Origin of the sequence: Psychrobacter piscatorii (genome assembly GCF_043641605.1) — a bacterium.
GTDB lineage: Bacteria > Pseudomonadota > Gammaproteobacteria > Pseudomonadales > Moraxellaceae > Psychrobacter > Psychrobacter piscatorii_C.
This window is the reverse complement of sequence record NZ_JBHZRK010000004.1, coordinates 255016-270163: the sequence shown is the minus strand read 5'-3', so window position 1 is coordinate 270163 and position 15148 is coordinate 255016. Positions and strand designations below refer to the sequence as shown.

Below are 15148 nucleotides of genomic sequence, written 5' to 3'. Positions count from 1 at the left end.
ATCACTGTGCCATACCTGCCAGCTCATAATTATTATTAATATGAAAATGGCAGTTTTTAATCGACTTAAAAACCGCCATTGGATTTGAATTTTTATAGCTATTTTTACTATCTTAAAAACAACTGATAGCCAATATTGTCATTGACCGTCGTACAGTCGTAACCGATATCTAAAAGGGCGTCTTGTAGTTGGCGCGAGTTACTGTCAGAGGCTTGTAAGCCAACCAACACCCGACCTTCAGCGGCACCATGGTTACGGTAATGGAATAAAGTGATATTAAAGTCATCGCCCAATTTTTCTAAGAAAGTCAGCAGTGCGCCCGGACGCTCTGGGAATATCACTTGTAGTAGCTGCTCGTTTTCGACTTTAGCATGGCCACCAATCAAATGACGGATATGTGACTTGGCGATATCATCGTCAGTCAGATCGTGAGCGGTATAGCCATCGTCTGCCAGTTGGCTGCTGATGGTTTGACGTTCTTTTTCGCCTTCTTTTAACGCGATGCCGACAAAGATTGAGGCAGGCTCCATAGAATCTGGCGATTTTTTGCTGTCAGCACGGTAGTTAAACTCAGTGATATTACGACCATGCAGACTGCGACAGAAATTCAAGAAAGCGCCTGTTTGTTCAGGGATGGTAACCCCAAAGATGGCTTCTTTTTTCTCACCAATTTCAGTACGCTCAGCGATATAGCGCAGACGGTCAAAGTTCATATTAGCGCCGCAAATGATGGCCGCGCAGTTTTTACCTTGAATATTGTTCGCTGTGATATATTTTTTCATACCAGCAACTGCCAACGCACCTGCAGGCTCTACGATACTGCGGCTCTCCTCAAACACATCTTTGACCGCGGCGCAGACTTCATCGTTGCTACAGGTGACGACGTTAGGCTCCACGACAGGGCCGGAGTTATCGCTTTTTTGCGTACGCACAACGTCAAAAGGCAATTCACCAATCTGCGCGACTGCTACGCCATCGACAAACAATCCCACTTGCTCAAGTTTGACACGTTCGCCCGCTTCAAGTGCGGCTTTTAGGCAAGCTGATTGTTCCGCTTCTACCGCGATCACTTTGACATGCGGTGCCACTTCTCCCAAAAATGCGGCGACACCTGAGATGAGACCGCCACCCCCAACCGCGACAAAGACGTAATCCATGTTGCGCCATTGTTGTGTCAGCTCAAGCGCGATGGTTCCTTGTCCTGCAATCACCAATTCATCATCATAAGGTGGTATGAAAGTCAGCCCTTCGCGCTCAGCACGATCTATTGCATAGCGGTTTGCTTGATCAAAACTATCACCGTGCAGATCCACATTGCCACCGAGTGCTCTGACGGCATCTACTTTGATATCAGGAGTCGTGGTTGGCATGACGATGATGTTGTTCAGTGACAGTTTGCGTGCAGAGTAAGCCACGCCTTGTGCATGGTTGCCCGCTGAAGCACAAATCACACCGCGCGCTTTTTGCTCATCGCTCAATTGACTGATGCGATTATAGGCACCGCGCAATTTAAAGGATTTGACCGGTTGTAAGTCTTCACGCTTGAATCGAATGTCATTGGCAAAACGTTGGGTCAGCTTGGGCGCCGTTTCAAGTGGTGTTTGAATAGCAACGTCATAGACGGTGGCTTGTAATATGGCTCGTACCCAGTGTGACAGCATAGTAATCCCTAAACAGAATGAATATAAAAAACGAAATAGATTAGCCTATGCTGATTTTGAGTATCTTGCAAGACTCAATTGCAGTTTTCTTGGGATTTCATGCTCGTATGTGAATGAATTGAAGATGTGTGGCGAAGATCGATAACAGACCAGTACTAGAGACGTATCATACGACAAGCAAATTAAGGTCATGATTGCGCTAACATCCATGAATATCATCAGTTATAATAGCCGCGCATTTTATCTCTTTTAGCCTTTTACTTTTTTTAAGACCATACGTTTATTTTCCAAGGATTTATGATGAGTGATCAGCAAGCACAAAAGCAAGCCGCCGCCCGCGCCGCCTTAAATTATATTGAAGACGATATGATACTTGGGGTAGGGACAGGTAGTACGGTCAACTGTTTGATTGAGTTGTTGCCGCAATTGAAGCTTGCTGGCGCGGTTGCCAGCTCACAAGTGACTGAAGACAAGCTTCGTGCGCTTGGTATCGAAATCGTTGATTTGAATTTTGCTGGTACGCTCGATGTTTACATTGATGGTGCTGATGAGGTCAATGAGCACTTGCAACTTATTAAAGGCGGCGGCGGTGCGCTGACGCGTGAAAAGATCGTCGCGGCAGCGTCTAGAAAGTTCGTTTGTATGGTCGATGAGAGCAAAAGCGTTGAGATCTTAGGTCGTGCGTTTCCAGTACCAATTGAAGTACTGCCACAAGCTCGCTCGTATGTGGCTCGTCAATTGGCCAAATTGGGCGGTGAACCAGTATATCGTGAAGACTTTGTCACTGATTATGGTAACGTTATCTTAGATACTTATGACTTGGATGTGAGCAATCCAATTGCGCTAGAAAAAGAGCTGAATAATATCGTCGGTGTGGTCTGTAATGGTATTTTTGCGGCGAACCAAGCTGATGTTCTATTAAAAGCAGGTGCAAATGGCGTGACGACGCTCACGCGTTAATTCATATCCATACGCTTGCTAAAAATTGAATAATAAAAAAGGCAGACTAATATATAGTCTGCCTTTTTTGTGTCTTACTTTACAAGTAACTTACTTTGCTTAGCTATGAGTGTGTGTAAGTGATTAAGACAACTTGATTTTGTCTTTTAGCAAAAACTCCATCAATGCTTTTTGGGCATGTAAGCGGTTTTCAGCTTCATCCCAGACGACAGAGCGCGGATCGTTGAGCATATCGTGGGAGATTTCTTCGCCGCGATGGGCTGGCAAGCAGTGCATAAACACCACTTCAGGATCGGCTTTGTCTAATAGAGACGGCGTCACTTGATACGGGGCAAAACGACGTGCGCGCGTATTTTGCTCGGATTCTTGACCCATACTTGCCCATACATCGGTGACAATTAAGTTAGAGTCTTTGGCCGCGTCTTGTACGTTTTCTACCAAGCTCACACAGTGTGAGAAACGCTCCATAAGCTTTGGATCAGGCTCGAATCCATAAGGCGCTGCCACGCGCAGCTCAAAACCAAACTGGTTAGCCGCTTGCATGAATGATGAGCACATGTTGTTGCCATCACCAACCCACGTGACGATTTTGTTTTCGATACTGCCGCGATGTTCGTAATACGTCTGCATATCAGCGAGCAATTGACAAGGATGGTAGTCATCGGTCAATGCATTGATAATAGGTACGCTTGAATATTCAGCAAAGGTTTCTACTTTTTCGTGACCAAAGGTACGAATCATAATGATATCAACCATGCTAGAAATCACGCGAGCGGAGTCTTCTAGTGGCTCGCCGCGACCGAGCTGAGTATCGTTAGGTGATAAAAAGATAGCATTACCACCAAATTGACCCATACCTGTCTCAAATGAGATACGGGTACGCGTTGAAGATTTTTCAAATATCATGCCAAGCGTTCGACCAACAAAAGGCTGGTATATCTCGCCTGCGTGTTGCATCTTACGCAATTCGCTTGCGCGTTTGATTAAGTTTTCTAGTTCTTGTTTGGTTAAATCAGATAAGGTTAAAAAATGGCGCAAACTCATAGTAATCCTAGCAGTCGATCGCAGTCAGTGAAACGTCATCAGTGTTCAATAGTATCGCGTCAGTGCGTATACTGGGTTGACAACAAACTTTTAGTATAGCGTATTTACTTTCAATGTAAACGTTCAATTTTATCGAGATTTAATGGCTTGCTAAATAGACAGAAATCACATTAGCAAGCCACAATACTTGTATGCTAATGACTACGCCTGTGTACGGTTTGGACGTATGCTGAGGCGACATAATAGCTCATAGCTGATCGTTCCAGCATGACCTGCAACTTCATCGACGCGCGGCGCATCGCCCCAGAGCATGACCTTGCTATCTATAGCAAGACTTTCAGGCGTTTTGCTGACATCAATGACGATCATATCCATTGCCACACGCCCAATCACAGGACAACGGTAGCTTTGATTGTCGTTAGCATCGATGACGGTGACATAAGCGTCGTCACTTATTACACGCGGATAGCCGTCTCCGTAACCCACACTCACGAGAGCGGTTCTGGTGTCTTGCTGCGCACGCCAGCGGCTACCATAGCCGATAGCATCATTGGCACTGACCGTTTGTAATGCCATGATTTGAGCACTAAACTCCATCGCGGGCTGCAAGTCTAATTCTTGTGCGCTTTTGTCAACGACAGGCGAGCTACCATATAAAATAATGCCTGGACGTACCCAATCATAATGGTACTCTGGAAAGTTGACGACACCAGCAGAGTTGCATAGTGAGCCTTGGATATCTGGGTTAATGGTATCTTTCAAAGTCGCTAGTACGCTTGAGAAACGCTCAATCTGCATCGCATTTAATGGATGGTCATGATCATCAGCATTCGCAAAATGTGTGGCCAGTATCAGCTGATAGCCTGCCTCATGTAGACGCTTTGCTGCTGATAAAACACCCTCAGCATTGAAGCCTAAGCGATTCATACCCGTGTTGTATTTGAGCCAAACCACATTAGTTGCACTATTGGCGGGTGGAATATTTTGTAGTGCCCAATCTAGCTGTGGTCCGTGGTGAATCACGCAGCTAATCTCATGCTCGATCGCTTGCTGCCACTCATCAGCGCTAAATGCCCCTTCTACTAGACCGATGGTTTTATCCCAGCCTAACTGTCTGGCTTCTAGCGCTTCAGTCAACGTTGCGACACCGATACCATCTGCTTGCTGCAGGGCTGGCAAGACTGCCGCTACGCCATGTCCGTAAGCATTGGATTTGACCATGGCCAATACTTTCGATTGGGGTGCTCGTTGTTTTACTTGATTTAGGTTATGGGTAAGGGCTTTTGGTTTTATGGTAATAGTGCGCATAATCGCCTTCTATATGAGTAGAATTATGAAGTGATAAAGCCAGCACTACATCGGTTGGGCGGATGCGGTACTGGCTATGGTATTAAAAACTGATTATATAAAATTACTTATTAACCTACGACTAAACCTAATTTTATGCAAGGCTCAGTCTTGATCAAGGTTAAATTTATAAGGTTGGTTACTCATCATTCTCAAAACTGACGCCCTGATAGTATTCTGGCGTTAGATTAATAAAGCGGGTAAATTGACCTTCAAAACCCAGACGTACGGTACCAATAGGGCCGTTACGTTGTTTACCAATGATGATTTCCGCCACGCCTTTGTGGTCTGAGTTTTCATTATAAACCTCATCACGATAGATGAACATAATCAAATCGGCATCCTGCTCAATTGCACCAGATTCACGCAAATCCGACATGATAGGGCGTTTATTTGGACGGTTTTCTAGACTACGGTTAAGCTGTGATAAGGCAATCACGGGACATTCAAGCTCACGTGCGAGCGCCTTTAGACTACGAGAAATCTCAGAAATCTCGCCAACACGGTTACCATCTAAACTTGGCACTTTCATCAGCTGAAGATAATCGACCACGATAGCACCCAAGCGCCCATCATGGTTTTTTGCGATACGGCGACAGCGAGAGCGCATCTCAGAGGGCGGTAGGGCAGTACTGTCATCAATATACAAATGCTTTGATTGCAGATGTTGAATGGCGTTCATCATTTTTGCCCATTCATCTTCGTTCATTTGACCAGAGCGCAGGTGTGTCTGGTTAATCGCACCCCATGATGACAGTAAACGCATGACAATAGATTCCGCAGGCATCTCCATCGAAAACACCACAACGGGCAAATCTTCATTAAACAAAATCCCTTCTGCCAAGTTCATCGCAAAAGTGGTTTTACCCATCGAAGGACGCGCGGCGACGATAATCAGATCACCCGCTTGCAGACCTTGCGTTTTATTATTCAGCTCGACAAATGGTGTTTGTAAACCAATCATGCCGTCAGGGTTGGATTTTAACTCTTGAATCTTATCGATAACATTGGTTAAGACCGAAGTAATACCGACAGGGCCACGCTGTTCCGCGCGTTTGTTATGCTGCTCATTGATACTAAATATCTTGCCTTCGACATTGTCTAGAATATCACTAACGCTTTGGTCTTTTGGATTATAGGCCAGTGTCAGCATGTCATTACCCGTGGTAATCAGTTGACGCAGCGTTGAGAGCTCACGCACACGCTGAGCATAAGCGGTCAGGTTAAACAAGGTCGCCGGACTTTGGCTCAAAATATCAGCCAAATAACTGTCACCACCTGCACCTTTGAGTAGCTTTTGCGCCTCTAACCAGTCGTGTACCATGACCGTATCATAAGGCTCATTCACGGCTGCCAAATGGGCAATGGCATCAAAAATATATTGATGCCGCCCCGCATAAAAGTCATCTTTGGTAACGATATCGGCAATCTTGTCGTACGCCTCTTCGATACTCATCAAAGACGCGAGCAATGCCTTTTCAATATCGATATTGTGTGGCGGTGTCTGATTGAGTAAGTCGTCGGTTTTGTCGTTTTCTGCCATGAGTGCCTAATGAGTCAAAATGGGTATAAAAAAGGATGTCGATGATAGCGCAAAACAGATATGGTACATCTCTACGGTAGACGTACCAAAACGTGGTTTTAGATTTGCCTGCAAATGCTACAATCAGAAGCGAAAGTTTAACACATAATGTGATTTTTTAGGCTGGGTAAGCAACTAAATCTACAGTGGTTGTTATGCATAAAATAAGAGACCGCATCCAGTGTTTAAACGTAAAAACTGAAAATATTGACGATAAATAAAATAAAATCAATAATTTGAATAAAAAAGGCTATTATTATGACAGAAGAAAAACGACCATTATTAATCACGACTGGTGAGCCTGCAGGCATTGGCATGGATGTCGTACTGAGTTTGGCGGCAGAGGGCAAGCTGCAAGATTTTGACCGTCCCATTTGGGTGACCGCTGATGCGAGCGCGATGCAAGTGCGTGCAGATGAGTTGGTTACAGCTGGCGTTTTTGATAGTACACCTAGTTGGCATACTATCAATACAGATATAAATGCCGATAATTTCGATGCTAATTTGGTAGCGCAGATATCACAGCAAAAGATCAACGCTGATAGTGCTTTTATTTTGCTTAATGTCCCTTGCGCAGAACCAGTTACTGGCGGACAAATCAATATTGCCAACTCAGCGATGGTGGCTCAGCAATTAGACATTGCTCATCAGTTAGCAGTAAATGGAACTGTTGCCGCTATCGTCACAGGGCCATTACAAAAATCAGCGCTGATAGATGCTGGTATCAAGCTGTTAGATGGCACTATGTTTAGCGGTCATACCGAGTTCTTTATGCAGCAAAGTGGCTGTGACAAAGTGGTCATGATGCTTGCCAATCAAGCCATGAAGGTCGCGCTTGTCACTACCCATTTGCCATTAAAAGACATACCTGCTGCGATTACTGCGGATAACGTACGTCAAACGGTACAAATTGTCATCGATGATATGAGAGAGAAGTTTGGTCTCATGCAGCCTCGTATCTTAGTTTGCGGCCTCAATCCACATGCAGGTGAGGGCGGGCATTTGGGTATGGAGGAGATTGAAATCATCAACCCAGTCTTACGAGAATTCATCGATGCAGGCGTCAATATTTCAGAGGCAATGCCAGCGGATACGTTATTTACCACCAGACATTTAGCGAACTGTGATGCGGTCATTGCGATGTATCACGACCAAGGATTACCTGTACTCAAATCACACGGCTTTGGCGATACTGTTAATTTAACCTTGGGATTGCCTTATATTCGTACTTCTGTTGATCATGGTACGGCGCTAGACTTGGCGGGACACGGCGGGGCGAGTGCGACCAGTCTATATCAAGCACTAAATATGGCCAATGAGATGGCTGATAGATCGCTTGTCGATAGACCTCTTGCATAAGTCGGTGCCTTGGGGATATTTGTCACGCAGTATTTGGCAACGTTAGCATCAGTAATGCCTACTTATGAACCATCAAGTACGACCTAATATAACTGGTTCCATAATGGCAGTCTATTTTAGGTAGTCTATTAATAGGTTTGAGGGGTGCAATAGACTGGCTACTGTGGGGTATACCTTAATAAAAATAAATAGCAGATCAGATTTTTTTAAAATGGTAATTTTCCAAGTCAATGTCTACAGAGTTGACAGCAAAGATTAATATTCATTTATTGAGGTAGTCAGTGTTTATTAAAGAATTCAGCCAAATCATAACCATAATATTATCCCTACCTATTATTACTTTTTATGGTGAAGGGCTTCGCAAGAATTATGTTGGCGACTTGGGCGGTGTTCCTGTTGATATGCCTAAAAACCTTGTGCAGTTCGTTTCGTATAACGGTGACCCTACGTTTGGTAACAAACGTGAGCATCCAAGACCCATGCGCGATTATGACTCAAAAATCAATGGCTTCGCCTTCGATCTACGTTATACCGACAACACTACGCTAGATACGAATGATAAAGGTCTTAAAAACGCTTATCGTAGAGACAATAAAAGAAACTTGGGAGATAATCCTTGGGTATCAGTCATCGTCCACTCAGGCGACAGCATGACTGTTCCCAACCCTGTTCATCGTATCGGCTATGGAACCATTAGTGCAACTGATGTACACCCCGTTTATCAGTATGAACCGCTTAATGAGACTCAATTTGGACTGGAGGTTTATGCGCAACCAGGTATCGACCCAGTTACTAATAAACCGTGGCGTGAAGACAGAGACGCAAAGGATGTCTTTCTTAGGCGAGATAAAACGGGACAAATCATAACTCATATAGAATGCTACAATAGAGACGTACCAAGACCACCTTGCTCTCAATTTTTTGATCTAGGGCCGCAGAGGAATCTATCTATTAAGGCGAATTATTCTCGCTACAATCTTGCTGATTGGCAAAAAATTGAAAACCTAGTCAGGCAACAACTTTTAAGCTTTCAAAAAACGTCATAAGTATTGTTATCAACATTATATTAAAATATTTTATAGTTACTCTCACATGATCAGTTTGATGCCTGTATAGCACACCGATCATGAATAGAATATGTATGATAGGTACACCATGAAGTACACCGTGACTATTGACCTATGCTGTCAAATCTGTAGACATTAACTTGGGAGATTTTAGTTACGCAGCTTGACAATAATAATCAAGCCACACATGCCTTGGCGATCTATAGCCTAAATTCTTTTGAATCCTAGTCCCACTGAGAGCATAGCTCTTGTCTTATCTTACGTCGCTGCAAAGCAGTGCTTTGCTCATCGCTCCGCATTATAATTCAGCTCAATATATTTAATGATATCGCTGATGGCTCCAAGCCTTGTTTAATAACCTTGGTGATACACTAACTCATTCTCCCTTGCGGAGTATTGTCAAAACAATTGCCACTCTTGAACGTTGAGCCTTTCAACTTATGCTGCTTAATGATTTTATGATACTCATAGCTACAGTACTAACTTCCTCTGTCGGAAAGTAAAATCAGCCCTTGGCTTGGCCCTTTATTCTTAATTGCCATATTGAGTGCACGGCATACTAAATCAGCGGTCATGCGTTTACTTATGGCATATACAACGAGCTCTTTAGTGTAGAGGTCTTTAACATCTGCTATAGTAAAGCCAACCCTTAGCAGTCCAAATATAAGTGGGTACAGGCTAAGTTTCTGCACCAAGGATGGAGAATAATCTGCCTAAAATTTTTCATGATATGAACTGTATCGATTTTATAAAAACTTAACTATAAAATAATAAATATAAATTTGAAATTTTGTTCAAAATTAAATAATAGTGACGTTTACTCTCTGTTTAATTTTGTGTGAATAACTTGCTCCGCTTCAAGATTTTTATAATGTTTGTTATAGTAAAACCAATAGGTTGATAGCGAATCGGCAACTTATTTTTGTAAAGTATCTTTTGTACACGGTATCTTTTTGGAAGATACCTTTCTATAAAGTATTTCTAAATAATAACAATATAATTGTAAGGGCAAATATTATGAGTACTGATGTTAAGAATAATGATTCTAAAAATAATAAAAAACTTGTTATCGATAATTCTGAAGATCTAAAAGACAAAATCACTGAATCTATCGATGCTTTTAAGCTGCGCGCCAATCTTCTGATGGCCAATATAAAAGAAGGTGGGGATGATGGCTACGATCATTCAACGACCACTGCCGGTGAGAAAGGGCTTAAATCGGGTAAGGTTTCAGAGTTAACGGTTATCGCACCTTTAAAACAAGGCGGTGCAGAGCGTCTAAAGGAGATTTTAAAAATCGCTGGCGGCAATCTAAAAGGTGCCACGCGGGTTGGTACGTTGCATGATTTACGCTTTGTGTTTTTAGATGACGATACTAGAGTGCTATTTTGTACCGCTTATGATGGCGATTGGGACCCTTATATCGACGATTTTGCGACCAAAATTCCTGAGCTGATGGATATCTTATTTGGCAGCGTTAAAGGTTGGCCTGGCATTAAAGACCCGAGTGTCAAACAGTTCATTTTAGATCATCAAATCACTGCCGCTGCTTGGTATGTGGGTATTCCGCATCTTACAATCCAAGATATTCGCCGCCAGGATCGGATTGTCAAAGGTATTAATAAAGCGCTGGATGAAGCACAGTCTTAATGCTGGTAGTGAAGCGGTAAGATATTACTAATTTATGCCATTCTATTATATCAACATTTTTAAATGGGCTGGGTGATATAAAGGGTAAGGGCAAAGTAAACTCATACAATGATAAAAATAGGTTTAATAATGAGTAAAAATAATCGGAATAATGACAGCAAAGATGACAATTTTTTAAAAGATAACAGTGTTCTAAAAGATAATAATATTTTAAAAAATAACAATCCTTTAACCACCAAATTACACGAATTGAAAGATGAGTTCGGCAATCGTATCGAAGACAGCAATTTTGAATCTTGGTTAGCAGATATCAAAAAAGAAGTCGGCGATGGTATCGAGACACTAGCCCATAAAGCGCGTGGCGTGTTTAATCCAAATAAAGTCACTATGCAATTAGAGGATATTCAATCCATTATTTTACGCGACCGACCGACGCCTTATTTCGGTACGGTCGTCGCCCTAAAGATTAACAATGCACAAGTTGGGCGGCAACTACTCAAAACCGTTTTGCCAGACGTGACTGGAAGTAAAGAGTGGCATAAAGATATGCAGGCGACGCTATCTATTGTCATGACTTATCAGGGCTTGGAGGCGCTAGGCGTACCGCAGTCCTCATTAGATAGTTTTCCAGAGTCCTTTAAAGCAGGTATGGCAGGACGCGCTGATAAATTACGTGATGCTGACGTCAATGCACCAGAAAATTGGGCTGCTCCTTTTGGTGAACAGGGCGATATCCATGTTTGCGTCGCCATTATTGCTGATAGTAAAGAAAAGTGGCAGATAAAGCTTAGCCAGTTGCAAAACAACATCAAGTCATATATCGATGAAGATAATCCAGCAAAAGGCGATATTGAAATTCTCATGGAGCATGCTTTCGGCTCAGACAATAATGTTAAAAACGTCTTTGGTTATCGAGATGGCATCAGTAACCCAGAGATTAAAGGCAGCGGCATTCAGACATCGCCCAGTAATACCGATGATGCTATTGCAGCAGGAGAGTTTGTACTTGGTTATGAAGGAGAAGCGGGCACGATAGCACCGATACCGCAGCCTGAAGTCTTAGGCAAAAATGGCTCATTCATGGTATTGAGGGCTTATAACAGTCATGTTGGCGCCTTTAATAAATTCCTAAAAGACAATAGCGCAAACGCTGAAGAAGCTGAGTTGCTGGGTGCCAAGATGTGGGGACGTTGGCGTTCAGGTGCGCCTTTAGTCTTATCTCCTGAGCATGATGACCAAACGCTTGGTGATGATCCAAGCCGTAATAATGATTTTGGTTATAAAGATGACCCTTATGGTAAAAAATGTCCGTTTGGCGCGCATGCTAGGCGTATGAATCCAAGAGATAGCAAAGACTTTATTTTATCAGACGTACGTATTCACCGTATTGTTAGGCGCAGCGTTGGTTTTGGCGAAGTATTGCCGCCCGATGTGACTGAGGACGATGGCAAAGAGCGCGGGCTATTTTTTATCGGTATCAATGCTCATGCTATGGAGACTGTTGAATTTTTACAATCGCAATGGATTAATGATGGTAATTTTATGAGCTTAGGAGAAGAAAAAGATCCGATGCTTGGTGTCCATCATGGCGATAAAGACGCCGCTACTGATACCTTTACCGTACCTGCTGACCCTATTCGTCAGCGTTATCACGGTATCGAGACTTTCAATACCTTGTACGGCGGTGAGTATTTATTTATCCCGAGCTTATCGGCATTAGAATGGATTAGTGAATTGTCTTAAAAGTTTAAATATTAAAAAAACTACTTATAAAAAAGGACTACAAAACCATGTTAAAAAGACTATTCAAACCTAAATATGTGCCTTATGACGCAAAATATATTGAGCTGAGCGCAGAAGACGAGCGTAATATCCGCACCATTACAGACGATATCAAAAACTATATCGCTCGAAGTGACAAAGCCAGTAACGTCGATTATCACACGCGCGATGCCCACGCCAAAGGCTACTGCGCTCTTAAAGCCAAATTTGAGATATTAGACAATCTGCCTGCTGAATACGCGCAAGGTCTTTATGCCAAATCAGGCATTCATGATGCCGTCATCCGTTTTTCTAATGGCGCCTCAATTGTATCGTCTGATCGTAAGCTTGGCTTAGCGCAAGGTTTGGCGATTAAGATTTTTGACGTAGCGGGTGAAAAACTAGCGCCCGGAGAAGAAGGGAGCCCTAATTTTGATTTTAATTTAATCAATCATCCGGTGTTTTTCTGTAATCGAATCGAAGATTACGCTTATATCTCTAAGCTGTTTTTAGAGCTACCAAAATACACTGAAAAAGGTGCAAGAGGTAAAGCGCAATTGGCTTTTAATTGGTTAACCAACTATGGCTCAAGGTTACCGACTAAAGAATCTTTTAAAACCTTCAAAGCAGTTGGTGGATTTACAACGATTGAGCCAAAAAACACCTTACTCTATGATTTTCATTCGCAAGGCGTGGTGCGTCATGGCGACTATATGGCGAAGATAAGAGTCACGCCAACCAAAGCAGCGGCTAAAAAAATCACCCGTCGTGAGCTTGATGTAAATGCACGCGAGGAAGCTGTTCGCCCGCTGATTATCGATGAAATACGCGAGCATGACTATCAGTTTGATGTCCAGATTCAGCTTTGTCGTCATCTAAAAAAGCAGCCGATTGAAGAGATAACCACTGAATGGAAAGAGTCTGATGCGCCATTTATGACGGTAGCAACGCTGACGATTCCTTGCCAAGACGTGCCTGATGACGGTCATTTTAATATTATGGAAAACTTGTCTTTTACGCCATTTCGTTGCTTAGAGGAAAACCGTCCGATTGGCAATTTGCAACAGTCACGTCTAAAAGCATATCAAATAGCCTCGCAGACTCGTCATAAACTGAATGACATTAAACACCACGAGCCTAAGAGCTTAAAAGAAACTTTTGATAAGTCATTCTTTTAACTATATATAAATACTTGGATTGGTTTTAATAGGCTTTATTAACACTAATCTAATAATATTTTTGGTGGTGTACCAAAAAGTATACTGAGGTAATAATGACCACTGCCGCCAATCTCGTAGAAATTAACTTGGAAGATTTTAATCATAAAGCTCAATGTCTGTATAGCGCACCGAACATATACTGATAACTCATTGAGTGAATATATCACTTTGAAAATGGGTTTAGAGACTGAATAGGGAACAGTCCTAAAAAGGCAGCAGCCTGAGACACTTTCATAAATTTTTTATCGTGCATGAGGGACAGCATCTGTCTTGAGACAATAACACCGATGCCGTTACTCGTTTGCAGCAGACCTTGGTCTTGCTTATTCTTGGACACGCAACATAGCATGCCTACCGTGTTCTTGATCTGTTGGACGAAGACCTTGATCCGCAGGGTGAAGAACGTGAAGAGCGCGAAACCGAGTGAGCAAGACCACTGCCGCCTCCCTCCTGTTATGGCGGCGGTCATTGTCTTAAGCGCAGGCCTGTATGCCTAGGGTAAGGACCCTAAGCTTGTCTAGTCACGGATACCGATTGATTGACCAATTCCATGGATCCGAACGAGGTTAAGAATGCGACGCTGGATGCATCGGACCCAACACCGATGCGGGCCATCGTGTCTGCACCTGCCATGCCAGTCGGATCAATGAGGTGCCAGCTCCCTCCGAGATAGACCTCAGCCACGGCATGAAAGTCTTGTGGCGTCACATCAGGCGCATAAACGCTCGCGAACCTAGCTGGTATCGACGACGCGCGCGCTAATGTCACAAGAACATGCGCGAAGTCGCGGCATACGCCCTGACGTTGAACAAAACTATCGAGCGCGGTGGTTTGGGCGTGGCTTGATCCGGGCACATAGCTAAACGCCGACTCGATCCAATCGCGCATCGCAGCAATCCGTGCGCCGCCAGCAAGATCGCCAAACTCGGCTTCCACGAAAGCTTGGAACTGGTCTGACGGGCAATAATGAGACGGCATCAAATGTCTGATCGTCTCTCCGGGCAAAAGATGCAGGGGCGTTTGGGACAATGCCGATATGTCCAAGGCAGGACGGTCAACGTCGATTTCTGCGAGGTAAGTGCAGCTAAAATCCCCTTCGGCGTGAATCCAAATCCGTTCTCCTATGCCATCATCAGCGGCGACCCGTGAAAAATGCGCAACGTCTGATGTCCAAATCTCGGTCGATCGCACCCGCTGATCCGCAAGATCGGCGGCTTCAATCTGAAGCAAAAGATCCATCGGCTCTGAGAGTCGATAATGGAGAGTGACGTTAAGTTTTAGGATCATATTTGAATTCCCTAAGGGCATGGGTCTGGTGGGCTGACGATCGCGTGGGGCTGAACCGCTTCGACTATATCAGAGACTGGTTTACTGGAGTCAGGTAGCAATGCCTGACAGGATTAAATTATCATAATACCGCTTTTTAAACTTAAAAGGTGAGACATGATCACTTACATTATGTAGTCGGGCTTTATCCGATCTGAGAAACGTTAAAAA

The 15148-nt window shown here is 43.5% G+C and carries 12 protein-coding genes and 1 pseudogene; 6 read left to right on the top strand and 7 right to left on the bottom strand.

The genetic code is table 11. The features are described from left to right. Positions 1-107 precede the first annotated feature (107 nt). Positions 108-1661 (bottom strand): threonine ammonia-lyase, biosynthetic, encoded by a 1554-nt coding sequence (gene ilvA, locus ACHUET_RS05980; protein WP_201549083.1) that lies wholly within the window; start codon positions 1659-1661, stop codon positions 108-110. Between the two features lie 300 nt (positions 1662-1961). Here ilvA and rpiA point away from each other — a divergent pair, with 300 nt between their 5' ends. Continuing rightward, on the top strand, positions 1962-2621 hold the full coding sequence (gene rpiA, locus ACHUET_RS05975; RefSeq protein WP_394211454.1) for a ribose-5-phosphate isomerase RpiA: 660 nt from the start codon (positions 1962-1964) through the stop codon (positions 2619-2621). A gap of 123 nt (positions 2622-2744) precedes the next feature. On the opposite strand, the gene argF is transcribed toward rpiA, so the two are convergent. The 3 genes from argF to dnaB form a co-directional block, all read right to left on the bottom strand. Next, positions 2745-3665, bottom strand: coding sequence for an ornithine carbamoyltransferase (gene argF / locus ACHUET_RS05970; RefSeq protein WP_165597694.1), 921 nt, complete (start codon positions 3663-3665; stop codon positions 2745-2747). A 201-nt stretch (positions 3666-3866) separates the two neighbouring features. Then, entirely contained in the window at positions 3867-4973 is a 1107-nt protein-coding gene (alr, locus tag ACHUET_RS05965; protein WP_394211451.1) for an alanine racemase, read from the bottom strand. Positions 4974-5151: 178 nt separating this feature from the next. Continuing rightward, complete coding sequence (dnaB, locus tag ACHUET_RS05960) at positions 5152-6555, bottom strand: replicative DNA helicase (RefSeq protein ID WP_201598694.1); 1404 nt, start codon at positions 6553-6555, stop codon at positions 5152-5154. A gap of 297 nt (positions 6556-6852) precedes the next feature. Between dnaB and pdxA the strand changes: the two genes are divergently transcribed. Then, on the top strand, positions 6853-7953 hold the full coding sequence (gene pdxA / locus ACHUET_RS05955; RefSeq protein ID WP_394211449.1) for a 4-hydroxythreonine-4-phosphate dehydrogenase PdxA: 1101 nt from the start codon (positions 6853-6855) through the stop codon (positions 7951-7953). Positions 7954-8234: 281 nt separating this feature from the next. Next, positions 8235-8999, top strand: coding sequence for a hypothetical protein (locus ACHUET_RS05950; protein WP_394211447.1), 765 nt, complete (start codon positions 8235-8237; stop codon positions 8997-8999). 375 nt (positions 9000-9374) lie between these two features. Here the strand turns inward: ACHUET_RS05950 and ACHUET_RS05945 are convergent. Further along, a pseudogene (locus tag ACHUET_RS05945) lies at positions 9375-9689 on the bottom strand (DDE-type integrase/transposase/recombinase); the annotation flags it as partial. A gap of 348 nt (positions 9690-10037) precedes the next feature. Between ACHUET_RS05945 and ACHUET_RS05940 the strand changes: the two are divergent. The 3 genes from ACHUET_RS05940 to ACHUET_RS05930 all read left to right on the top strand — a co-directional run bounded on the left by ACHUET_RS05940 (position 10038) and on the right by ACHUET_RS05930 (position 13609). Then, the gene (locus ACHUET_RS05940) at positions 10038-10670 is read left to right on the top strand and encodes a hypothetical protein (protein ID WP_394211445.1); all 633 of its coding nucleotides are present in this window, start codon (positions 10038-10040) and stop codon (positions 10668-10670) included. Between the two features lie 129 nt (positions 10671-10799). Then, positions 10800-12413, top strand: coding sequence for a Dyp-type peroxidase (locus tag ACHUET_RS05935; protein ID WP_394211443.1), 1614 nt, complete (start codon positions 10800-10802; stop codon positions 12411-12413). Between the two features lie 47 nt (positions 12414-12460). Then, positions 12461-13609, top strand: coding sequence for a catalase family protein (locus ACHUET_RS05930; RefSeq protein ID WP_394211442.1), 1149 nt, complete (start codon positions 12461-12463; stop codon positions 13607-13609). Positions 13610-13814: 205 nt separating this feature from the next. Here the strand turns inward: ACHUET_RS05930 and ACHUET_RS05925 are convergent, their stop codons facing one another. Both ACHUET_RS05925 and ACHUET_RS05920 read right to left on the bottom strand, forming a co-directional pair. Then, the gene (locus ACHUET_RS05925) at positions 13815-13988 is read right to left on the bottom strand and encodes a transposase (RefSeq protein ID WP_394211440.1); all 174 of its coding nucleotides are present in this window, start codon (positions 13986-13988) and stop codon (positions 13815-13817) included. A 170-nt stretch (positions 13989-14158) separates the two neighbouring features. Continuing rightward, positions 14159-14938, bottom strand: a complete 780-nt coding sequence (locus ACHUET_RS05920) for a transglutaminase-like domain-containing protein (RefSeq protein WP_394211438.1) — start codon at positions 14936-14938, stop codon at positions 14159-14161. Between the last annotated feature and the right edge of the window lie 210 nt (positions 14939-15148).